At 70.5% G+C, this 21,161-nt stretch carries 18 protein-coding genes and 1 tRNA gene; 7 read left to right on the top strand and 12 right to left on the bottom strand.

Going from position 1 to position 21,161, the window contains the following annotated elements:
- Positions 1–67 precede the first annotated feature (67 nt).
- Entirely contained in the window at positions 68–475 is a 408-nt protein-coding gene (locus AB0I43_RS29675; protein ID WP_356977196.1) for a nuclear transport factor 2 family protein, read from the top strand.
- Between the two features lie 223 nt (positions 476–698).
- On the opposite strand, the gene sigJ is transcribed toward AB0I43_RS29675, so the two are convergent.
- Positions 699–1,658, bottom strand: a complete 960-nt coding sequence (gene sigJ / locus AB0I43_RS29670) for an RNA polymerase sigma factor SigJ (RefSeq protein WP_356977195.1) — start codon at positions 1,656–1,658, stop codon at positions 699–701.
- Positions 1,655–2,824 carry an FAD-dependent oxidoreductase gene (locus tag AB0I43_RS29665; RefSeq protein WP_356977193.1) on the bottom strand — a complete coding sequence of 390 codons (1,170 nt, stop codon included), beginning with the start codon at positions 2,822–2,824 and terminating at the stop codon, positions 1,655–1,657. The genes sigJ and AB0I43_RS29665 overlap by 4 nt, the downstream gene beginning before the upstream one ends.
- 133 nt (positions 2,825–2,957) lie before the next feature.
- Between AB0I43_RS29665 and AB0I43_RS29660 the strand changes: the two genes are divergently transcribed.
- From AB0I43_RS29660 to AB0I43_RS29650, 3 genes are all read left to right on the top strand, one after another.
- Positions 2,958–4,355: a wax ester/triacylglycerol synthase family O-acyltransferase gene (locus tag AB0I43_RS29660; protein ID WP_356977191.1), complete on the top strand. Its 1,398-nt coding sequence runs from the start codon at positions 2,958–2,960 to the stop codon at positions 4,353–4,355.
- A gap of 78 nt (positions 4,356–4,433) precedes the next feature.
- Entirely contained in the window at positions 4,434–4,904 is a 471-nt protein-coding gene (locus AB0I43_RS29655; protein ID WP_356977189.1) for a MarR family transcriptional regulator, read from the top strand.
- Between the two features lie 110 nt (positions 4,905–5,014).
- Positions 5,015–5,479 carry a hypothetical protein gene (locus AB0I43_RS29650; protein WP_356977187.1) on the top strand — a complete coding sequence of 155 codons (465 nt, stop codon included), beginning with the start codon at positions 5,015–5,017 and terminating at the stop codon, positions 5,477–5,479.
- Positions 5,480–5,560: 81 nt separating this feature from the next.
- On the opposite strand, the gene AB0I43_RS29645 is transcribed toward AB0I43_RS29650, so the two are convergent.
- The 8 genes from AB0I43_RS29645 to AB0I43_RS29610 form a co-directional block, all read right to left on the bottom strand.
- Positions 5,561–8,257, bottom strand: a complete 2,697-nt coding sequence (locus AB0I43_RS29645) for a fumarate reductase/succinate dehydrogenase flavoprotein subunit (protein WP_356977185.1) — start codon at positions 8,255–8,257, stop codon at positions 5,561–5,563.
- A gap of 20 nt (positions 8,258–8,277) precedes the next feature.
- Positions 8,278–9,030, bottom strand: a complete 753-nt coding sequence (locus tag AB0I43_RS29640) for an ABC transporter ATP-binding protein (protein WP_356977184.1) — start codon at positions 9,028–9,030, stop codon at positions 8,278–8,280.
- Positions 9,027–9,890, bottom strand: coding sequence for an ABC transporter permease (locus AB0I43_RS29635; RefSeq protein ID WP_356977182.1), 864 nt, complete (start codon positions 9,888–9,890; stop codon positions 9,027–9,029). Before AB0I43_RS29635 ends, AB0I43_RS29640 begins: the two co-directional genes overlap by 4 nt.
- Positions 9,887–11,299: an ABC transporter substrate-binding protein gene (locus AB0I43_RS29630; protein WP_357432990.1), complete on the bottom strand. Its 1,413-nt coding sequence runs from the start codon at positions 11,297–11,299 to the stop codon at positions 9,887–9,889. Before AB0I43_RS29630 ends, AB0I43_RS29635 begins: the two co-directional genes overlap by 4 nt.
- 16 nt (positions 11,300–11,315) lie before the next feature.
- A complete protein-coding gene (locus AB0I43_RS29625; protein ID WP_356977178.1) occupies positions 11,316–11,543 on the bottom strand; it encodes a ferredoxin family protein in 228 nt (75 codons plus the stop codon).
- Positions 11,543–12,322, bottom strand: coding sequence for a GntR family transcriptional regulator (locus AB0I43_RS29620; RefSeq protein WP_356977176.1), 780 nt, complete (start codon positions 12,320–12,322; stop codon positions 11,543–11,545). Before AB0I43_RS29620 ends, AB0I43_RS29625 begins: the two co-directional genes overlap by 1 nt.
- A 201-nt stretch (positions 12,323–12,523) precedes the next feature.
- A complete protein-coding gene (locus tag AB0I43_RS29615; protein ID WP_356977175.1) occupies positions 12,524–14,314 on the bottom strand; it encodes an acyl-CoA dehydrogenase in 1,791 nt (596 codons plus the stop codon).
- Between the two features lie 96 nt (positions 14,315–14,410).
- Positions 14,411–15,400 (bottom strand): pyridoxal-phosphate dependent enzyme, encoded by a 990-nt coding sequence (locus AB0I43_RS29610; RefSeq protein WP_356977173.1) that lies wholly within the window; start codon positions 15,398–15,400, stop codon positions 14,411–14,413.
- 177 nt (positions 15,401–15,577) lie between these two features.
- Between AB0I43_RS29610 and AB0I43_RS29605 the strand changes: the two genes are divergently transcribed.
- Together AB0I43_RS29605 and AB0I43_RS29600 are read left to right on the top strand one after the other, a co-directional pair.
- Positions 15,578–16,180, top strand: coding sequence for a TetR/AcrR family transcriptional regulator (locus AB0I43_RS29605; protein WP_356977172.1), 603 nt, complete (start codon positions 15,578–15,580; stop codon positions 16,178–16,180).
- Positions 16,181–16,242: 62 nt separating this feature from the next.
- Positions 16,243–16,731 carry a hypothetical protein gene (locus tag AB0I43_RS29600; protein WP_356977170.1) on the top strand — a complete coding sequence of 163 codons (489 nt, stop codon included), beginning with the start codon at positions 16,243–16,245 and terminating at the stop codon, positions 16,729–16,731.
- Positions 16,732–16,774: 43 nt separating this feature from the next.
- On the opposite strand, the gene AB0I43_RS29595 is transcribed toward AB0I43_RS29600, so the two are convergent.
- Both AB0I43_RS29595 and AB0I43_RS29590 read right to left on the bottom strand, forming a co-directional pair.
- Entirely contained in the window at positions 16,775–19,651 is a 2,877-nt protein-coding gene (locus AB0I43_RS29595; RefSeq protein ID WP_356977168.1) for an AAA family ATPase, read from the bottom strand.
- A gap of 47 nt (positions 19,652–19,698) precedes the next feature.
- Positions 19,699–19,816, bottom strand: a tRNA-Pro gene (locus tag AB0I43_RS29590).
- A gap of 136 nt (positions 19,817–19,952) precedes the next feature.
- On the opposite strand from AB0I43_RS29590, the gene AB0I43_RS29585 reads away from it, so the two are divergent.
- Positions 19,953–21,104 (top strand): epoxide hydrolase family protein, encoded by a 1,152-nt coding sequence (locus AB0I43_RS29585; RefSeq protein WP_356977166.1) that lies wholly within the window; start codon positions 19,953–19,955, stop codon positions 21,102–21,104.
- The last annotated feature ends 57 nt before the right edge of the window (positions 21,105–21,161 follow it).

The raw sequence follows: 21,161 nt of genomic DNA, 5'->3' as shown, positions 1-21,161 counted from the left end.
CAATGTGATACCACCCATGCCGAACACGCGCTGGTCGCATGGCAGCGGCGGACCTAGCGTCGAGAGCATGAGCACCGAAACCAACAGAGCGTTGATCCGGGACGTCTTCGAGCAGTTGTCGCGGGGCGCCACCCGCGCGCTCGGCGACGCGCTGGCCGAGGAATGCCGCTGGGTCTTCCCCGGCGGCTGGTCGTGGGCGGGGACCTGGGAGCCCAGGACCGAGGTCGTGGGCGGACTGCTGCGGCCCCTGATGGCTCAGCTCGGCGGCGCCTACCGGATGGAGGCGGAGCTGATCCTGGCCGACGGCGACCGTGTGGCCGTGCAGGCCCGCGGCTACGGCGTCACCGTGCGCGGCGACCGTTATCACCAGACCTACTGCTTCCTGTTCCGGCTCGCGCGCGGCCGCGTCGTCGAGGTCGTGGAGCACTGCGACACCGCGCTGGTCGAGCGGGTGCTGGACCCGATCCGACGGTAGGAGTCGTTGCCCGCCAAGGAGTTTGCGATGCTGTAGCATTGCGAGCGTCCGGGTTCGGTGTTAGGCTACGGATCGTCAGGCGGCGAGCTCGACTCTGGTTTTATCTTGAGATAATCGGAGGGGACGCAAGATCGAATTCGAGCTGCATCGAATCGTCCTTGACGGGCCGCGCAATTGGCTCGATTCACCGTCGAATTCCAATTGCGTGCCCTATCTTTTTCGGCTATTTCGATATTTCTGTCCGGGACGATCGAGCTGTCGGCCGTTCAGGCGCAAACTCGTCCTGTCGGGTGATGCTGCGCGGAACACGCAGGGCCGCAAGTTTGTCGGGGTTGCGGATGGCGTAGCAGCTGGTGACCATGCCCTCGCTCGCCTCGATCACGCACACCGCCTCGAGGTGTTCGCCGCGGTAGATCGCGAGAGCGGGGCCCTGGTTGCAGGTCACCGTCTCGACGCGCAGCTCGGCGACCCGCTCGCGCATGCGGAACAGGGCGATCATGATCCGGGCCACCCGCCGCGCGCCGGTCGCGTGCGCCGAGATCGCCGACGCCTTGCCGCCGCTGTCGGTGGTCCAGGTGGCGTCGGGGGTGAGCAGGGCCAGCAGGCCGTCCATGTCGCCGGTGCTCGCCGCCGCCAGGAACCGGTCGGTCAGTTCCGCGGTCGCGGCCGCGTCGACGGGTGCGAACCGGCCCCGCCGCGCGTGCACGTGTGAGCGGGCGCGGTGCGCCAGCTGGCGCACCGCGGGCACGGATTTGCCGACCGCCGTGGCGATGTCGCCGTAGCCGAAGCCGAAGACCTCGTGCAGCACGAACACCGCGCGCTCGTCGGGTGTGAGCGTCTCCAGCAGCACCAGCATCCCCATCGACACCGACTCGGCCAGCACCACGTCGGCCAGCGCGTCGGTCTCGGTGAGCAGCAGCGGCTCGGGCAGCCACGGCCCGACATAGTCCTCGCGCCGCCGCGCGCCCGCGCGCAAGGCGTTGAGCGCCTGCCGGGTCACCAGTTGGGCGAGGTAGGCCTTGGTGTCGCGCACGGTGGCCAGGTCCACCCGGGCCCAGCGCAGGAAGCTGTCCTGCAGGACATCGTCGGATTCGGTGGCCGAGCCCAGGATTTCGTAGGCGACGGTGAACAGCAGCGGCCGCAGCAGCGTGAACCGCTCGGCATGCTCGTCGATCGCGGTCACCGCGGCACCGGGGTGGCCGCGGGCCGGGTGCCGGGGCCCTTCAGCGCCCGCATCGCACCGGGCTTGCGGGCTTCCCGCCGGATGCCGGACACCGAGAACTTGCAGGCCAGCTCCTTGACGAACGCCCCGGCCCGCCCGCCGAGGTAGGCGTTGCGCGCGGTGTCGTCGCGGTGGGCGAACTGGATGGTGCCGGTGCGGCGGCCCAGACTGATGCCGGTGCCGACGAATCCGATGCTGAGTGGCGCCGGGGCGGTGCCCGCGATCCGGGCCAGCACGGTGTCCGCGGCCTGCGCGCCGAGCGGGCCCGCGGCCTGGCAGCTCATTCGCAGCGCCTGTCCGGAGGGTGCGGCGGCGTCCCCGGCGGCCACGATGCGGTCGTCGTCGATGCTGGTCAGCGATTCATCGGTGCGGAGGCGGCCGAGTTCGTCGGTGTGCAATCCGCTGCGGGCGGCCAGATCCGGCACGCCGAACCCGGCGGTCCAGATGGTGAGCGCGCCGGGCAGGACGGTGCCGTCGGCGAGTTCGACGGCCTGCGGCCGGACCGCCGCGACCCGGGCGTGGTCGAGCACCTCGACGCCGTGCCCGGTCAGCCACTTCGCCACCGCGCGGCGGGCGGGCGCCGCGATCGAGGGGGCGAGCTGTCCGCCGCCGAGCAGGGTCACCGAGTAGCCCTGCTCGGCCAGTTCGGCGGCGGTCTCGATGCCGGTGGGCCCCGCGCCGACGACGGTGATCCGCTGGTCCGGCCGCACCTGCGCCAGCGCGGCGCGCAGGCGTTGCGCGTACTCGTATTCCCCGATGGGGTAGGCGTATTCGACGGCTCCGGGCACGGACGCGGGCGTGGCCGCCGTGCTGCCGATCGCGTAGATGACGTAGTCGTAGTCCAGCGTGCGCCCGGAGGCCAGTTCGATGCCGCGGGCGGCGGTGTCGAGCCGGATCGCGCTGTCCACGACCAGGCGGACGCGAGCGCCGAGCACGGTGTCGAAGTCGTGCACGGCCGCGGCGGTGCCGGCCACGAACTGGTGCAGCCGCACGCGTTCGACGAATTCGGGGCGCGGGTTGACCAGGGTGATGTCGATACCAGGCCGGGCTTGCAGGCGGTTGGCGGCCAGGGCGCCGGCGTAACCGCCGCCCAGGACGACGACCTTGGTGCGGGTGTCAGCAGTCATGCCCATGAGACAACCGCCGTCCCGCCGATGTGACAGCAGGTGACGCGGATCACCACACTTGAATTGTCAAGTGCGAGTCCCGGTGTCCGCGTCCCAGAAAGAATCGCGGCGGCGAATTCCCTAACATTCTTTTATGGAAAGACTGTCCGGATACGACGCCACCTTCCTTTTCTTCGAAACCCCCACACAGCATCAGCACTTCGTCGGCATGACGATTCTGAATCCCGATACCGAGGGCGCGGACTACTCCTTCGAAAACTTCAGAGCGGAGCTGCGGCGCCGCCTCCCACTTGTGCCACAGTTTCGTCGGCGGGTGTATCGGGTGCCCGGCAACCTGGGCCGCCCGGTCTGGTCCGACGACCCGGACTTCGATCTGGACAACCACCTTCGCCGCGTCCAGGCGCCCAGCCCGTGCGGGGAGCGCGAACTCGCCGAGCTGATCGCGACGGCCGCGGGCACGCCGATGCCCCGGGATCGGCCGCTGTGGGAATGGCAACTGGTCGAAGGGCTCGACGACGGCCGGATCGCCCTCATCCAGAAGTATCAGCACGCGATGATGGACGGCGCCACCGGCATCGAGATCCGGGCGAACACCTGCGAGCTGGAACCGGGTGTGCAGCGCGAGGTCCCACCCGACACCTGGGTACCCGCCCCCGCGCCGACCGCGCGGCAGCTGCTGCTCACCACGCTGCGCGCCATGCCCGCGAAACTGCGGCTGTTCGCGCTGCTGGCCGCCTCGGTACGGATCCTCGCCGGCGGCCTGGTGCGACGGCTGCGCACCCCGCGCGCGCAGCGGATCTCGATGAAAGCGCCACGCGCGCCGTGGAATCGCGCCATCTCCGCCGAGCGCGCCGTCTCGTTCGTCAAAACCGATCTGGCCGAGGTGAAGGAGATCAAGAACGCCTTCGGCGTCAAGGTCAACGACGTCGTGCTCACGATCGCGGGCGGCGCGTTGCGCCGCTACCTGGACAAGCACGACGCGCTGCCCGATCTCTCGCTGGTCGCGATGGTGCCGATCAGCGGGCACGATGTCAGTCAGCTCACCGAGGTGATCAACCGCAACGGGATCATGCGCGCCACCCTCGGCACCGACATCGCCGATCCGGCGGAGCGGCTGCGCCGCATCGCCGCCGACACCCGGCGCGCCAAATCGGCTTACGTCGGCGTCGATTTCCTGTTGAACTGGGCCGAGTACTTTCCCGCCAACATCCTGCACGGTGTGACGCGGATCGTCTCCGCCCTGCGGCTGGCCGACCGCGTCTCGATGTCGGGCCCGGCCAACCTGACGGTCTCCAACGTACCCGGCTGGTTCGCCCCGCTCTACATGTTCGGGCTGCGGATCGAGGCGAGCTATCCGTTCGCGCAGGTCATGGAGGGCAACGGCTTGCTCGCGGCGGCGCTGTCCAACAGCGGCGACATGGATTGGGGTTTCATCGCCTGCCGGGAACTGATGCCCGACATCGCCGATCTCGCCGAGGCGGTGCCGGTCGAACTCGCCGAGCTGCTGGCAGCGGCCCGGGCACTGAACTGACACGCCGGGGGAAACCCCGGGAAATCGGGGGCAATGTATTGCCTTTCGGCCCGACCCGGCCGGTCGTACAGTGCTGTTATGCCCGATCACGCGGACGACGACCACCTGCTCTCGCTCGCCGCGCAGCTGTGTTTCGCCCTGTACTCCACCTCGCGGTCGATGACGGCGGCCTACCGGCCGCACCTGGACGCGATGGCGATCACCTATCCGCAGTACCTGGCGCTGCTCGCGCTGTGGGAGCGGCCCGGGATCACGATGAAGGAGCTGGGCGAGCACCTGCGCCTGGACTACGGCACGGTCTCGCCGCTGATCCAGCGCCTGACCGAGCACGGGCTGGTCGAGAGCGTGCGCAACCCGCGGGATCGGCGGGCGGTCCAATTGCGCGCCACCGCAGCGGGTCTGGCGTTACAGGAGCCGGCCCGGAAAATGATCGAGGCGGTTTTCGTCGATATCGGCTGGCCGGCGACGGAGTTGGTGCGGCTTCGCGACCAGGTCACAGCGCTGGGACGGCGTCTGGACGAGGTGGTCGGCGAGCGGGCCCAATCTTAGCGGCCGGTAAGGGTGGGCAGATTCACCGATTTCTGTGAGTTAGCCGACGCCTTCGGTGGTACTCCGGGGGTGTGGATACCCGGCGCCGACGTGAAGGGAGTGGTCCTCGGATGACAGCGAGGCATGTTCCCGTGCCCGAGCCGCTGCCCTCCAAGGACCAGTTGCTGGCCGCCTTACGCGGCCACTATCTATTGGGTCCGCTCTGCGCCGAGGCCTTCGAGCTGGCCGAACTGCACCGGCAGCGCCGGGACGCGCCGGAGCGGTCGGCGGAGTTCGAAACCAGCCGTGTCGAATTGATCGAGCGCATCGACGACTGGGCGGCCGCGGCGTTGCCCACGCCACACCCCGGAGCCCGCACCACCCCCGACCGGCTGGGCCTGGTGATCGACCGGATGGCCGACGCCTCGGAGTACGCTTTCCGATTGCTGATGACCATCGACCCGGGCAGCCACGAGATGCACGCGGCCTGGACCAGGCTCGCCGAACTCGAGATCGCCTACGGCGAACTGTCGGCCGGGCTGCTCTCCGGCCACCGGCGACTACCCAATGGCCGCCCGCACATCTCGCAGAACTGAGCCGGACGCCGAGACTGCCGCACGGAAGCTTTCGGCGGCCGAGCGCGGTGCGAAATCGCGCACCGCGCTCGGCTCCGCGTCTCAGCTGCCGGTCGGCTGCGGCGCGAGGAGGGAGCGGCGCGCGTAGGCCCGCACGTCGGCGTCGGTGTCCTCGGCGGCGCGGCGCAGGGCGTCCTGCACCAGGTCGTGTTCGGGCCAGGTGGCCAGGGCGAGCACCACGGCCTTGCGCACGTCCAGGTGCGGATCCTCGAGCGCGCCGGTGAGGATCGGCACCGCCGCGTCCGGGTCCGCGCCCGCCAGCCCGCGGGCGGCGCCCACCCGCACCTGCCACGCCGAATCCCGCAGCGCGGTAGTCAGTTCGGCGCGGTCGGGAGCGGCGGAGCCGAGCGAGCCGAAGGCGGCGAGGGCGGCGGCGCGCACCAGCGGATCCCGGTCGGCGGCGAGGGTGCGCACCGCCTCGTGCCCGCCGCCGCCGATCGCCGAGAGCCCGTGCGCGACAACGATGCGGACCTCGCGGTTGGCGTCCCCGGCGGCCGCGGCCACACCGGTGCGGTCGTCCAGCGACACCAGGGCCCGCACCGCCTCGATGCGGACACGGTGGTCGGGATCGGCGAGCGCCGCGGTGAACTGCTGGGCGGCACCGGCTTTCAGGGCGCGCAGCAGGTCCACGACCGTGGCGCGCACCAGCGGGTCGGCCGAGCCGAGGTGGTCGGCCAGCCCCGCCGCCGAGGGCAGCACCTCGACGAGTTCGCGCAACCCCTCGGTCGCGGTGCGCCGCACCGCGGGGGACCGATCACCCAGCGCGGCCACCAGAACCGGCGCGAAGTCCTCAGGCGTGTTCTCGGTCAGCACCGAGATCGCGGCGACCCGCACCTGGGCGTCGTCGTCGGACAGGTACTCCGAAAGCTCTTCCAGCGCCGGCGCATCGAGCGCCAGCAGGCTGACCAGGCGCGGCGACGGCGGTGCGGCGGGCGGTGCGGGGACCGCCGGGGTCTCGGCGACCTGCGGCGCGCGCTGCCCCACCAGCTCGGGCTGCTCGACCGCGATCACGGTGTCGTCGGCGCTGGGCAGGTCGTCCAGCCCCGGTACCGGCACCAGATACGGGGCGACCGGTCGTTTGCGGAATTCCATTTCGCCGTCGGCGTTCTTGCGCAGATTCAGGTGGTAGCGCCACTGCTGATCGTCGCGGTCGGGCAGGTCGGCCCGATCGTGGTACAGGCCCCACCGCGATTCGGTGCGGGTCAGCGAGCTGCGCGCCGCCATTTCGGCGCAGTCGCGGATGAACGAGACCTCGGCCGCGCGCATCAGCTCGTGCGGCGTGCGCGCGCCGATCCCGGCGACATCGTCGCGCATCCGCTCGAAGGTCTCCACCGCGATCGAGAGCTTGGCCGCCGTCTTCGGTGGCGCGACATAGTCGTTGACGAAGCGGCGCAGTTTGTATTCGACCTGCGGCTGCGGCGGCCCGTCGGGCTGGCGCAGCGGCCGGTAGATCAGTTCGTGCGCGGCGGCGAGCTGGTCCTGCGGAAGATCCACGGGCGCGGGCACTTCCGTCCGCGTGCCCGCCGCGTGCGCACCGGCCAGATCGCCGAAGACGAACGCCCCGATCATGTAGTTGTGCGGTACGCACGCCAGATCGCCCGCGGCGTACAGGCCGGGCACCGTCGTGCGGGCGTGCTCGTCCACCCACACGCCGGACGCGGAATGCCCGCCGCACAAACCGATTTCGGAGATATGCATCTCGATGTCGTGGGTCCGGTAGTCGTGGCCGCGATTGGCGTGGAAGGTGCCGCGGGTGGGCCGCTCGGTGGTGTGCAGAATGCCCTCGAGCGTGTCCAGGGTCTCCTCGGGCAGATGCGAGACCTTGAGATAGATGGGGCCGCGCGCGGATTCGATCTCGCGCTTGACCTCCGCCATCATCTGCCCGGACCAGTAATCGGAGTCGACGAACCGCTCGCCGTGCGCGTTGACCTGATAGCCGCCGAACGGATTGGCGACATAGGCGCAGGCGGGGCCGTTGTAATCCTTGATCAGCGGGTTGATCTGGAAGCACTCGATCCCGGAGAGCTCGGCCCCGGCGTGGTAGGCCATCGCGTAGCCGTCGCCCGCGTTGGTCGGATTCTCGTAGGTGCCGTAGAGATAGCCCGAGGCGGGCAGGCCGAGACGCCCGCACGGCCCGGTGGCCAGGATGACGGCCTTCGCGCCGACGGCGACGAATTCGCCGGTGCGCGTATGCAACGCGGCGGCGCCCACGGCGCGCCCGCCTTCGGTCAGCACCCGCACCGGCATCAGCCGGTTCTCGATCTGGATCTTCTCGCGCATCTTGCGCTGGCGCAGCACGCGATACAGCGCCTTCTTGACGTCCTTGCCCTCGGGCATCGGCAGCACATAGGACCCGGAGCGGTGCACGCGGCGCACCGCGTACTCGCCGTACTCGTCCTTTTCGAACTTCACGCCGTAGCGCTCGAGCCGCTGCACCATGGCGAAACCCCGGGTGGCGGTCTGATAGACGGTGCGCTGGTCGACGATGCCGTCGTTGGCGCGGGTGATCTCGGCGACGTAGTCCTCCGGTTCGGCCTTGCCCGGGATGACGGCGTTGTTCACGCCGTCCATGCCCATGGCCAGGGCGCCGGAATGGCGCACGTGCGCTTTCTCCAGCAGCAGCACGGACGCGCCGGCCTCGGCGGCGGTGAGCGCGGCCATGGTGCCGGCCGTGCCGCCGCCGATCACCAGGACATCGCAGTCCAGGCGCGTGGTCTCGGTCAGGTCGGGAATTCGCATCGGTGACAACACCATTCGGGTCAGAGGGCGGCGAGCTCGGACTGACCGAGCGCGGTGATGATCTCGGCGCGCGCGGCGGAGCGGTCGACACCCGAGGTACGGGGACGCGGTACTTCCAGCAGGGCGCGCAGCGGCTGGCCGGCGCGGCCGAGCACGGCCACCCGATCGCCCAGCAGCAGCGCCTCGTCGACGTCGTGGGTGACGAACAGGACGGTGCTCGGGTGCGTCTGCCAGGTCTGGACCAGCAGGCGCTGCATGGTGGCACGGGTCTGGGTGTCCAGCGCGCCGAACGGCTCGTCCATCATCACCGCGCGCGGCGCCCCGGCCAGGCCGCGCGCGAGCTGCACCCGCTGACGCATGCCGCCGGAGAGGCTCTTGGGCAGGAACTCGGCGAAGCCGGTCAGTCCGACCTCCTCGATCCACTGCTCGGCCCGCGCGCGGCGCCCGGCCCGGGGCTCGCCGCGCAACTTGAGGGCCAGTTCGATGTTCGAGCGCACGGTGCGCCAGGGGAGCAGGGCATTGTCCTGGAAGACCACCGCCCGGTCGCGGTCGGTGCCGGCGATCGCGACGTCGTCGGCGAGCACGCGCCCGGCGTCGGGGCGCAGCAGTCCGGCCAGCGCGCGCAGCACCGTGGACTTGCCGCAGCCGGAGGGGCCGGTGAGGATGAGGATCTCACCCGGGCGCACGTCCAGGCTCAGATCGGTGATCACCGGCGCGCCGCCGTAGGACAGGTGCACCCGGTCCAGGCGCAGATGTGTTCCGACGCCGGTCATTTCGCGACCTCCTGGACACGCGGCAGCCAGCGGGTGGCGTGTCGGCCGATCAGTTCCACGGCGGCGGAGGTGGTGTAGCCGAGCACGCCGATGGTGATGATGCCGACGAAGACGCCGGGGTAGTCGACAATGGTGTAGGCCTGCCAGGTCCGGTACCCGACGCCGAGCCGGCCCGAGATCATCTCCGCCGACACCACGCAGATCCAGGCCACGCCGATGCCGACGGACAAGCCGCCGAACACGCCGGGCAGGCTGCCGGGCAGCACGACGCGCCACAGCACGTCCCAGCGGCTGCCGCCCAGCGTGCGCACCGAGTCCTCCCACAGCGTGGGCAGGGCGCGCACCGCGTGCCGGGTGGAGACCATGACCGGGAAGTAGGCGGCGATGAAGGTGATGAACACGATGCCGGACTCGTCGCTGGGGAACAGCAGGATCGCGACCGGCACGATGGCGATGGCCGGGATCGGGCGGGCCAGTTCGGTGAGCGGGCCGACGATATCGGCGAACCAGCGCGAACGGCCCAGCGCCACACCGGTGCTCACCCCGAGCGCCGCCGCCAGCCCGAACCCGGTGAGGATGCGGATCAGCGATTGGCCGAGATCGAGGTAAAAGGTCTGGGTGCCCAGCTGGGCGCGGAACGCCCGCACGATCTCGGTGACCGTCGGCAAGGTGTCGAAGCGCACCCACAGCCGCAGGTCGTTGGCGGTCACGAACTGCCACAGCGCGATCGCGGCCAGCACCGCGGCCACCCGCACGATCCGCGACCGCCACAGCGCGCCGCCCGAACGCGGCCGGATTTCGGCGGCAGGCGGTTCGGCGGCCGGGGGCGCGGCCGGGTCCAGGACGGCGGTGCTGGTCATACCCGCACCTCCGTGACGGCCTGCTCGAAGCTCACCGATGCGGCGGCGGGGTGCTGGGCCAGGTAGCGCCCGGCCGCGGCGGCGGTGGTGAAGGGCAGGTAGGTCTCGCCGTCGCGCACCCACACGGCCTTGTCCGCGAACCAGCGGGTGCCCAGCTCGGCGTCGGGCACGTAGGCCACGCGCACGGTCTTGCCCTGGGCGCGGGCCTGTTTGATCGCGCGCAGCAGGCTGGTCGGATCAGTGGCCGGCTGGGTGGCGTCCTGGCCCGCGAACCAGAGCTCGCTCGCCAGCGCCGGATTGTCCACTGCCTTGTTTCCCACGGGGTCGGTGCCCTCGACCAGCGACGGGTTGGCGGTGGCGGCCAGGGCGGCGTCGTAGTCCAGGCCGCGCTCGGCGAAGGCCTTGCGGATCGCGGTGTCGTCGACGAACCGATCGATGTCGAGTTCGGCGAAGTCGCCGATCGACTTCAGGTAGGTGACATCGCTCTTCAGCGTCTCCACCAGCCGCGATTTGATCGTGGTGTCGAAGGAGGTGCCGCCGGGGCCGTTGTAGAGGTACACGACCTCGGCTGGGAGGCCCGAATTGTCGGCCACGATCTGGGCTGCCTCGAGGGGCTTGTCGTTGAGGAACTGGGTGGCGTCCAGTTGCGCCTGCAGGAAGGCATCGAGCACCTCCGGGTGCTGGGCCGAGTAGTCGCGGCGGGCCACCACCGCATGAAAGGTCGGTACGTTCAGTTCCGCGCCGTCGTAGAGCAGCTTGGCCTTGTTCTGGAACACCAGCAGGCCGGGCCAGGCCACGAACTGCGAAAGGCCCTGTACCTGACCGGATTCCAGCGCCGACGCGCCGATCTGCGGCTGCTGGTTCAACACCTCGACGCCGGATCTGGGATCGATGCCCGCGCGGGTCAGCGCCTGCACCAGCGTGCCGTGCCCGGCCGAGCCGACGCTGGCCGACACCTTCTGCCCGGCCAGATCGGTGAGGGTGCGCGCGGGGGAGCCGGGCGCGACCACCACCATGTTCAGCGCACCCTTGGGGTTGTACCCGGTGACCGACACCAGCGCGGTCTTCGCGCGCTCGCTCGCCTGGGTGCGCGAACCGTTGATCAGCACCGGATAGTCGCCCATGGACCCGATGTCGATCTTCTCCGCCACCATCTGCGCGGTGATCGGCGCGCCGGTGTCGTAGTCCTGCCACTCCACCTGGTACTTCTTGCCGCCCGGCCGGTTCAGCCGTTGTTCCAGAAAGCCCTTGGCGCGCAACAGGGTTCCCGCGGTGACGGTATTGATGGTCTTGGACTGGTAGCCGATGACGACCCGCACGGTGTCGCCGGCGGCGGCCTGCTCCAGCGAGCACCCGCCCAGGGCCAGCGCGGCGGCGAGCAGGACGGGCACGAAACGTGTTCTCTTCATGGGACTTTCCGATGTTTCAGCGCAGCAGATAGGGCATGTTGACGGTGACGGCGCCGGTGGGGCAGCGCGCCGCGCAGGGGCCGCAGTACCAGCACTCGTCGACGTGCATGAAGGCCTTCCCGTTCTCGGGATTGATGGCCAGGGAGTCGAGCGGGCAGATCTCCACGCAGAGGGTGCAGCCCTCGATGCACAGGGATTCGTCGATCGTGACCGGGATATCGGCACGCTGGTCGGCGAGCGCCATCAGATGACCTTCCATTCGGGGGTTGCGCGGGTCAGATTGCCGCGCATGGTGATTCGATCGCCGCGCATCCGGATGAACTCCAGGTCCACGGGGGTGCCGTCGTCGAGGCGGGTGAGCCGCTCCAGCATCAGCAGCGGCGCGTTCGCGGGCACGTCCAGGGTGGCGGCGGTGTGCGGGTCGGCGGCGACGGCCTCGAGCGAGAGGTCCGCCGAGCCGAGGCGCTGCCCGCTGATCTGCTCGAGCAGCACGAAGATGTCGGTGGTCGCCAGGTCGTGGTCGAGCACCCGGTCGCCGATCTCGGGCGTGAGGTAGGTCAGGTCCAGGCTCAGCGGGAGATCGGCGAGGTAGCGCAGGCGTTCCAGGTAGACCACGCGCGCACCGGGTTCCAGGCCGAGCCGGCGGGCGACCGCGGGCGGCGCGCCGATCCGCAGGGCGGCGCGCACCTCATTGCGGACGGTGCCGTGGCCCTGGAAGGTTTCCTGCAGGCCGAGCAGCGCGTCCAGGCCGTGCTCGTATTTCCGGGCGGCGACGCGGGTGCCGAGTTTGGGCACGCGGTCGATCAGGCCCTCGTCCTTGAGCAGGGTGAGGGCTTCGCGCACGGTGTTGCGCGAGGCGTCGTGCTCGGCGGCCAGGTCCTGCTCGCTCGGGAGCGCCTCGCCGAAGGCGCCCGCGTGAATCTGGTGCCGCACCAGATCGGCTACCCGGCGCGCTTGGTCGGCGCGGAGCCGGCGGACCGGCGCGGGGGCCTTCTCCTCGCCCTGTGAGTCTCTGACCTGCATGAACAGTGACGATAGTGGCGTCTTCGGCGGCCTCTGGCCGACCTCGCGGCGGGATTCGTCCCAGCACTTTCATTGCGCCGGTCGGCTCCGGGCCTCACCTGGGCGGATACCGGCGCGCACGGCGTTTACGCCACCTCGGCCGGCGCCGCGGCAGTTCGGATCACGGGGATTCGAATGCCGGAATCCCCGTGCCGCGGCGTTCTAGAACCAGGAGTCGCGCATCTCCAGGGTGGTGCGATCGCCGGCCGCCAGCAGATCCAGCTGCGGGCCGGTCTTGGGCAGCTCGTAGGCGAAGAAGTAGCGGGCGGCGGCGCGCTTGCCCTCGTAGAAGTCGCCCGCGCGCCCCTCGGCGGCGAGCAGCTGCTCCAGCCAGATCCAGGCCACGACGTGGTGGCCGAAGGTCTCCAGGTAGACCGTGGCCTGGGCCAGCGCGGCGGCCGGGTCGGCGAACATCACAGCGGTGACGCCGAGCAGCCGCTGCCACGAGGTGTCCAGCTGAGCCCCGAAATCCGCTGCCGCGCCACCGGTTTCGGCGGCGCGCCGGGTGGTCTCGGCGATCCGCTCGGTGAGCAGGCGCAGGCTGGCGCCCTCGTGCTGGATCACCTTGCGGCCCAGCAGGTCCAGGCCCTGGATCCCGTGCGTGCCCTCGTGGATCGGGTTCAGGCGGTTGTCGCGGTAGTGCTGCTCGACATCGTATTCGCGGGTATAGCCGTAGCCGCCGTGCACCTGGATGGCGAGATTGTTGGCCTCCAGGCACCACTGCGAGGGCCAGCTCTTGGCGACGCCGGTGAGGATCTCCAGCAGCAGGGTGTGCTCGCGCTTGCGCTCGGCGTCGGTGGCGGTACGGGCCAGATCGACCAGGCGGTTGCAGTACAGCAGCAGGGCCAGCGCGCCCTCGGCATAGGATTTCTGGGCCAGCAGCATGCGCTTGACGTCGGCGTGCTCGATGATCGGAAGCTGCGGCGCCGTCGGGTCTTTCGCGGTCACGTCGCGGCCCTGATGGCGCTGGCGGGCGTAGTCCAGCGATTTCAGGTAGCCGGTGTAGCCCAGCGCGGTGGCGCCCAGGCCGACGCCCAGGCGGGCCTCGTTCATCATGTGGAACATGTAGGACAGCCCGCGGTGCGGCTCGCCGACCAGGTAGCCGATCGCGCCGGGTGCGCCCTCCGGGGCGTGCTTGCCCTCGCCGAAATTCAGCACGGTGTTGGTGGTGCCGTGATAGCCCATCTTGTGGTTCAGCCCGGCCAGCGCCACGTCGTTGCGCTCGCCCACCGAGCCGTCCTCGGCGACAAGGTATTTCGGCACCACGAACAGCGAGATGCCCTTGGTGCCCGCCGGCCCGCCCGGAATCTTGGCCAGCACCAGGTGCACGATGTTCTCGGTGAGCTCGTGATCGCCGCCGGAGATCCACATCTTGGATCCGAACAGGCGGTAGCGGCCGTCGGGCTGCGGCTCGGCCCGGGTGACGATGTCGGCCAGCGAAGACCCGGCCTGCGGCTCGGACAGGCACATGGTGCCGGTGAACCGGCCCTCCAGCATCGGCCGCACGAACCGCCGCACCTGCTCGGGGGTGCCGTGCGCGGCGAGCAGGTTGGCATTGCCGACGGTGAGGAAGAGGTATCCGGTGGTGCCCACGTTCGCCGCCTGGAAGAAGCCGAACCCGGCCGCCTCCACCGTCGCGGGCAGTTGCAGGCCGCCGATCTCGGCGTCCATGGCCGCGCCGATCAGATTCGCCTTGGTGAACGCCTCGACCGCCGTCTTCACCTCGGGGATGAGGGTGACGCGCTCGCCGTCGAAGCTGGGTTCGCTGGCATCGGCCAGTTTGTTGTGCGGCGCGAAGTACTGGGTCGCGAGATTTTCGCAGAGTTCGAGGAAGCCGTCGAAGGTCTCGCGGGAGTGTTCCTCGAAGCGGGGGAGCTCGGTCAGCTCCTGCACCCGCAGCCACTCGTAGAGCAGGAACTCCAGGTCACGGCGGGCCAGCAACATCGAACGCACGGCAATCCTCTCGCACTGTATCCAGCCCCGGCACGGGCCTAATTTGATACGTTACTACGGCCGTGTCGCCAATGGGGGTGGGGATCCCCAGCCGCGTCAGCGCGGGCCGTAGGTGTTGAGGAATACGGTCGGGCCCTCCAGGTCGCCGCGCGCGGAGAGGTCGGTGACGGCCGCGAAAGCCTTGGCCGTGTAGACGGTTTCGAGGTGCAGGCCGACCATACCGGCCCGGTCGCGGGCGGCGATCGCGGACAGGGTCTCGTGGCCGTAGCCGGGCCCGAGCCAGTCGCGCAGCATCGTCACGTCCTCGGGGCGCAGGCCCACCGGCTCGAATCGCGCCCCGCGCTCGCGCAGCACCTCCTCGGCCTGGCCCGCCAGCTTCACGATGTGCTTGGCCTCCAGCGGGAGGGTGTCGTTGACGACGATTCCCAGCACCCGGGTGCGCAGGCCCGCCAGGCGCAGTCCGAGCGCCAGGCCCGCGGCGGTGCCGCCGGACCCGACGGCGGTGACGATGTGCGCCGGTTCGGGCAGCGCGCCCGCCCGCACCTGGGCGGCCAGCTCGAACGCGGCCTCGACATAGCCCAGGGCGCCGATCGGTGACGAGCCGCCGACCGGCAGGTAGTAGGGGAGCTTGCGCCCGGAGGCGTGGCGCAGCAGCAGCCATGGCGCGGTGAGGACGGTGCGGACCTTGGAGTGCGTGTGATGAAGCGTCGCCCCGGAGGCCTCGAGACGTTCCAGCTGTGCGCGCACATGGTCGTCGACGGGCTGATCGACCAACGCCAGCGCGATGTCGAGGCCGTGCTCGCGACCGTAGAGCGCGGCCGCGAGCCCCCAGTTGGTGCCGGTGCCGCCGACGGTGACGATGGTGCGGGTGCCGCGGCGCTGGGCATCGGGCAGTAGCCACTCCAGCTTGCGAATCTTGTTGCCGCCCCAGCCGCCGGAGCCGTAGAAACTCTCGTCCTTGCACCACACGGGCGTTCTGATGCCGAGGGGCAGTTCGCGGACCGGAGTCGGGGTGTCGCCGAGCCGGAGAAACGGGAGCTCGGCCGCGACCTCGGGAAAGTGCTGGTGCAGTAGCGAATCCGTCAACATTCCTCCTGTGTGCCTCGTCGCTGAGAATCTATACGACGAGCCCGCGGCGACTTCAGCTGAGCGACCCGCTCGGGGCACCCGGGCGAGGTGGCGGAATGCGGTGCGCGTTCGCCTAATACAATGTGTCCTGCAACGTATTTGTTTTCGGTGAATCGGCCCGGGTACGCTCCGGCTGTGACCTCCAATGGATCCTCGAGTACCAGGTCGGCGGCAGGTCGTCCGCGCGACGCGCAGATCGATCGGGCGGTGCTGACGGCGACCCGTGAGCTGCTCGCGGAGGTCGGCTACCAGGAGACGTCGATCGCGGCCGTGGCCCGGCGCGCGCACGTCGGCACCGCGCCGATCTATCGGCGCTGGTCCGGCAAGGAGGCGCTGATCGAAGAGGCCGTATTCGGTTCCGAGGAGGTCTGGCTACCCGCCGAAACCGCCGACCTGCACGCGGATCTGACCGAGTGGGCGCGGCTGTTCGTGCGCCGCATCGCCGAACCCTCCACGCGCGCGGCCATTCCCGGGCTCATCTCCGCGTATCACGCCGCGCCCGAGCGCTACCGGGAGTTGCACGACCGTGCCGACCTGCCCGCCCGCCGGGCCCTGTGCGAACGGATCCGCGCTGCCCTGCCCGCCGATGCCGACGAATCGGCCACGGCGGACCTGGTTTTCGAGATCCTCGTCGCGCGCACCCTGGTCCGCGGCCTGATGCACGGCTACGACGATCTCGACGCCTTCTGCGCGCGCACCGCCGACGCGCTGGTGGCGTTGATCCGCACGCCCGTCTGAGTTCGGCGGCGCGCCGGGCGGGTGCCCGCGCTCGGCGACGGTGGGTGACATAGCGTGCAGCTATGACGCCTACGCGAACGTTGCTGCTCGGAGCGATGACGATGACGGTGATCGCCGGGGCCGGTGGGCTCGCGACCGCCGACGCGTGCAAGGTGACCGCGATCGGGATCAGCGAATACCACTGCACCGCCGACCACGACCGGCAGTACTACCAGGATTGGCGGCGCGCGGAGCAGCTCGATTCCCACGAGTGGCTGCCGCCGGAGCGCTGGAATCCGCCCAGCACCAACGCCAAGATGAAAGACACCAGGAGTCCCGCCGACGCCGCCCGCGTCGAGATGTTCGGCTCCGTGGAACCCACCGACGCCACCACCGCCGCCAGCTGTGAGAGCCGCCGCCAGGAATGGCGGCAGCTGCTGTCCCGCTACACCTACCACGGGCGCGGCAAACTCCTGGTCGAGTACAAAGACGATCAGAAGCTCCAGGAACTCCCGGACAAGAAGCTGGCGCTCTACCGCGAGGTGGTCTGCGCCGAGCAGTCCCGTCGCTGATTCGGCTAGCCGTATCGCGTGGTCCCGCATTTCGTCTCGGGTATCAGTCGTCGGTGTCCAGGAGTCCGTGCCGATGGGCGATGGCCGCGGCTTCGGTGCGGGTGGCGGCGGCGAGTTTGGTGAGAATGCGGGAGACGTGCACGCCCGCGGTGTTGGGGCTGATGAACAGTTCGGCGGCGATCCCGCGGTTGCTCGAGCCCTGGGCGATCAGGCGCAGGACGTCGAGTTCGCGGGCGGTGAGGCCGAATGTTCGCGGAGCCGCCGGGCGGGCCACCGGCGCGGCGGGATCGAGGGTGAGGCCCGCGCGGGCGGCGGTGGTGTGGATCGCCTCGGTCAGCGGTCGCGCGTCGAGTTCGGCGGCGAGGGTCGCTGCCGCGCGCAGGGATTCGGCCGCGGCCGGGCGGTCGCCGGCGGTGAGTTCGGCGCGGGCGCGAGCCAGGAGTGCGCGGGAACGATCGTGGGGTTGCGGCACGCGATGCCAGGCCTCGACGGCGGCGGTCCAGTCGGCGGGGGTGCGGGCGGTGCAGGTGGAGCGGTACGCAAGATCCAGCGGGGTCGTCGCCGGAAGCGGCCGCGCGAACGGCGCCGGATCCAGGGGCAGGTCCGGAATGTGCGCGGCCTGGCCGAGCAGGGCCCAGACTTCGCTGGGGTACTTGGCGGCGTCCTCCGTGCGCAGGGCCGCCTCCAGCAGCTGCGCGGCGTCGGCCGGTGCGTCCGCCAGTGCCAGGCGCACCCCCGCCAGCTCCAGCCGGTACTGCCCGACCCACGCGGACCGACCGAGTAGCTCCTCGGCCGTCGCCGCGGCCGCCGCGGCGTTCTCGAACTCGCCGCGCCCCAGCGCGATCCGGGCCCGGCACAGGTGCAGGGCCGCGGCGGCCAACGGAGGCAGCTGATCGGCCAGGGTGTCCACGATGAGCTCCTCGGCCTGCGCCCAGGCGCCCAGTGCGACGAGTGCCTGCGCCCATTTCACCACGAGAATCGGGCCGCTCTCGGCGATCCGGAACGTGGCGTTGGCGGTGCGCAAGCCCTGTTGGATGACCTCGATCGCCGCATGGTGCGCACCCGCATCGACCAGCGCCGCCGATTCCCACGTGATCACCGACAGCAGCGTCTGCGCGTCCCGTGCCGCCGCCCGCGCCCGCGCGAAGTGCCCGACCGCCGCCGCCGAATCGGCCTCGGACAGCCCGAGATAGGCGTGGGCGCGCGCCACCAGCTCGGTATGGCGCCGGTCGGGCACGCTCGCCGCCTCGGCCGAGTCGACGGGGGAGTCCGCCGGGTGCAGCCGATCGGCGACCTCCAGCGCGGCCAGGGCGTGCGCGTGGGCTGCGGTGGAGTCGCCCGCGAACGCCGCGGTGGCGGCGAGTTCGGTGTAGATTTCGCCGCGCAGCAGGGTCGGGGGATCGTCGGGGAGCAGGTCCAGCGCGCGGTACAGATCGTCGCGGCCGCCGGTGCCGCGTTGATTGCGCAACTGGCCGCGCTGACGGTGCAGCCGGGCGGCGCGCACGGGCTCGGCGGCCGGATCGAGCAGGGCGAGGGCGTGATCGGCGGCGTCGATGCCGCGGGCGACCGTGCCGGTGTGGCAGCAGGCGTCCACGAGGTGTTCGAGTACGAGCAGCTGGGTGAGCCGCGGCCCCCAGTAGGCGGCGGCCGCCGCGTCGAGCTCGAGGGTGTCGGGATCGGCGAGCCTGTCCCAGATCTCGAGTATCGCTTCCAGGTGGTGGAGTCGCTCGGGATGCGCCCCGGCGTGCGCGGCGCGCATTGTTGCACGCAGTGCAGACGTGATCGCTGTGCCGAAATCGCCTGCCGCGCGGGCGTGCCCGGCCAGCACCGCGTCGATCCGTTCCGGGGGCACGAGCAGCGGTTGCTCGCGCAGCACCCGGGTGAGCCCGGCGTGCAACCGTTTCCGCTCGATCGGCAGCAGGTCCTGGTAGACGGCCTCCCGGATCAGCACGTGCCGGAATTCGTACCCGGTGTCGGTGGGTGTGAGCAGCTGATGGTCGATCGCCTCGCGCAGCGCGCCGCGCAGCCGCCCGGCGGGCAGGTCGGTGGCCGCCGCGAGCACCTCGTGTGCCACGGGCGAGCCGGCGACCGCGGCCAGCTGCAGCACCGCGCGCGCGTCGGCGGCCAGGTCGGCCTGGGCGGCGAGCAGCAGATCGGTCAGCTCGGCAGGCGTGTCTTCGGGCGACTCGCTCAGCGCCGCCACGAAAAGCGGGTTGCCCGCGCTGCGTTCGAAGACGCGCGCGATCACGCCCGGCTCCGGTTCGCGCCCGCGCAGCGCGGCCAGCTGCCGCCCCACCTCGTGCTTGGTGAACGGCGCGGGCGCGACCACCAGCACCGCCGGGGTGCGCCGCAGTTCGGCGACGAGCCGGCGCAGCGGGGCCGAGCCGGAGGGCCGGTAGGTGCCCACGATCAGCACGCGCGGTTCGGCGAGATTGGCGATCAGGAACGCCAGCAGCTCACGGCTGGAATCGTCGGCCCAGTGCAGGTCCTCCAGAATCAGCAGGATCGGACGCTCCAGGCTTTCGAGCAGCGTGAGCATTTCGCCGAACTGGCGCAGCCGATCGGGATCCCCGTCGTCGGGTTCGGTGGCGAGCTCGGGCAGCCACCGCGCCAGCGCGGGGCGCGGCGGCAACAGCGACCGCAGCCGATCGATCCCCACCTCCCGCGACAGCGTGCGCAGCACCGCGAGGAACGGCGCGAACGGAACTCCGGCATTGCCGAATTCGGGACAGCGCCCGAGCGGCACCAGCGCTCGCGCGGCCTGGCGATCGATGAACTCGGCGACCAGCCGCGATTTGCCGATCCCGGCCTCACCGGCCACGAAAACCGCCCGTACCCCAGGTGTTTCCGCCGCCCGCAGCAGCGCGCCCAGCTCGTTCCCGCGACCCACGAACACGCTGCCCGCCGAAACGTTCACCACGCGTTGATCATCCCCGGCCGCGACCGGATCGCCAACCTTTGCGGACACGGGACCGGCGGGATTCGAACCCGCGGAGGCTTCGGGGCAGGTTCGCCTCTGGCCTCGATCGGCGGGCCGGGAACCTCCGGTCCCGCCGACTGCGTTGGGCCGCTCTGCCACGGCCCCGCGTCCTGCCGGGGTCGCGCGTCCCCGGGTGCGGCGAGCCTAACGGGACCACTACGCGACCGGCCATCGATTTACGGACGGAAATAACGAGTTCTCGTGATGTGGCGACCCCCGCTTTACTCGAAGTATTACCGGCATGAGCGACAACGCGAACGACATCCGCCCCTTCCGCATCGACATCCCGGCCGCCGATCTCGAGGACCTGCGCGACCGGCTGGCCCGGACCCGCTGGATCGACGAGGCCCCCGGCGCCGGGTGGGAGCGCGGCGTGCCGACCTCCTACCTGAGGGAGCTGGCCGGCTACTGGGCCGAGAAATTCGATTGGCGGGCAGTGGAAGCCGAGCTGAACGCCTACCCGCAGTTCAGTACCACCATCGACGGCCAGAATGTGCACTTCCTGCACGTGCGGTCGGAGCGCCCGGACGCGACCCCGCTGCTGCTGATCCACGGCTGGCCGAGTTCGATCGTGGACTTCCTCGATCTGATCGGCCCGCTGACCGATCCGCAGGAGGACGGCGTTCCCGCCTTCCACCTGGTGATTCCGTCGCTGCCCGGGTACGGCTTCTCCGGCCCGCTGACCGAGCTCGGCTGGAACGACGAGCGGGTCGCGGCGGCCTTCGCCGAGCTGATGGCCCGCCTGGGATACGACCGCTACGGCGTGCAGGGCGGCGACCACGGCGCGTTCCTGGCACCGGTGCTGGGTCGTGCCGACGCCGAGCACGTGCTGGGCGTGCACGTGAACGCGCTGGTGACCTTCCCGATCGGCGAGCCCGCCGATTTCGCGGCGCTCACCGACGCCGAGCAGCAGCGCCTGGCCGCGATGAAACGGTTCCAGGACGACGGCGCCGCCTACATGAACCTGAAGGGCTCGCGCCCGCACACGATCGCCCAGCTGCTCGCGGATTCCCCGGCGGGACAACTGGGTTGGATCGTGGAGAAGTACCGCGAATGGACCGATCAGAGCCGTGAGCTGGAAGACGCCGTCGACCGGGACCGCATGCTGGCCAACGTCAGCGTCTACTGGCTGACCGGCACCGCCCGCAGTGTGGCGGGCTACTACTACGAGCGCTTCCACGACGCGGGCATGTTCGTCCCGAAAGCGAAAGGCACCGTGCCGACCGGTGTCGCGGTCTTCAAGGACGGCGACTACGCCATCCGCCGGTTCGCCGAGAAGGCGCACAACATCACCCATTGGTCGGAGTTCTTCTCCGGCGGCCATTTTCCGGCCCTGGAGGAACCGGCCCTTTTGACCGGTGACATCCGGCAATTCTTCGGCTCGCTGAGCTGAGCGAAACTCCCGGGGACGGACAGCTACCGGCTGTCCGTCCCTTTTCCGGTTCGCGTA

Origin of the sequence: Nocardia sp. NPDC050435 (assembly GCF_040655395.1) — a bacterium.
In the GTDB taxonomy this organism is placed as follows: Bacteria; Actinomycetota; Actinomycetes; order Mycobacteriales; family Mycobacteriaceae; genus Nocardia.
Note: the sequence above shows the minus strand (reverse complement) of the source record. Positions and strands in the feature narration are given on the sequence as shown.

Excerpts from the sequence above, each read along its gene's own strand:
- AB0I43_RS29645 (WP_356977185.1), bottom strand. The coding sequence starts at position 8,257 with ATGCGAATTCCCGACCTGACCGAGACCACGCGCCTGGACTGCGATGTC.
- AB0I43_RS29655 (WP_356977189.1), top strand. The coding sequence starts at position 4,434 with ATGCCCGATCACGCGGACGACGACCACCTGCTCTCGCTCGCCGCGCAG.
- AB0I43_RS29620 (WP_356977176.1), bottom strand. The coding sequence starts at position 12,322 with ATGCAGGTCAGAGACTCACAGGGCGAGGAGAAGGCCCCCGCGCCGGTC.
- AB0I43_RS29640 (WP_356977184.1), bottom strand. The coding sequence starts at position 9,030 with ATGACCGGCGTCGGAACACATCTGCGCCTGGACCGGGTGCACCTGTCC.
- AB0I43_RS29665 (WP_356977193.1), bottom strand. The coding sequence starts at position 2,824 with ATGACTGCTGACACCCGCACCAAGGTCGTCGTCCTGGGCGGCGGTTAC.
- AB0I43_RS29600 (WP_356977170.1), top strand. The coding sequence starts at position 16,243 with ATGACGCCTACGCGAACGTTGCTGCTCGGAGCGATGACGATGACGGTG.
- AB0I43_RS29675 (WP_356977196.1), top strand. The coding sequence starts at position 68 with ATGAGCACCGAAACCAACAGAGCGTTGATCCGGGACGTCTTCGAGCAG.
- AB0I43_RS29635 (WP_356977182.1), bottom strand. The coding sequence starts at position 9,890 with ATGACCAGCACCGCCGTCCTGGACCCGGCCGCGCCCCCGGCCGCCGAA.
- AB0I43_RS29660 (WP_356977191.1), top strand. The coding sequence starts at position 2,958 with ATGGAAAGACTGTCCGGATACGACGCCACCTTCCTTTTCTTCGAAACC.
- AB0I43_RS29650 (WP_356977187.1), top strand. The coding sequence starts at position 5,015 with ATGACAGCGAGGCATGTTCCCGTGCCCGAGCCGCTGCCCTCCAAGGAC.
- AB0I43_RS29585 (WP_356977166.1), top strand. The coding sequence starts at position 19,953 with ATGAGCGACAACGCGAACGACATCCGCCCCTTCCGCATCGACATCCCG.
- AB0I43_RS29630 (WP_357432990.1), bottom strand. The coding sequence starts at position 11,299 with ATGAAGAGAACACGTTTCGTGCCCGTCCTGCTCGCCGCCGCGCTGGCC.
- AB0I43_RS29625 (WP_356977178.1), bottom strand. The coding sequence starts at position 11,543 with ATGGCGCTCGCCGACCAGCGTGCCGATATCCCGGTCACGATCGACGAA.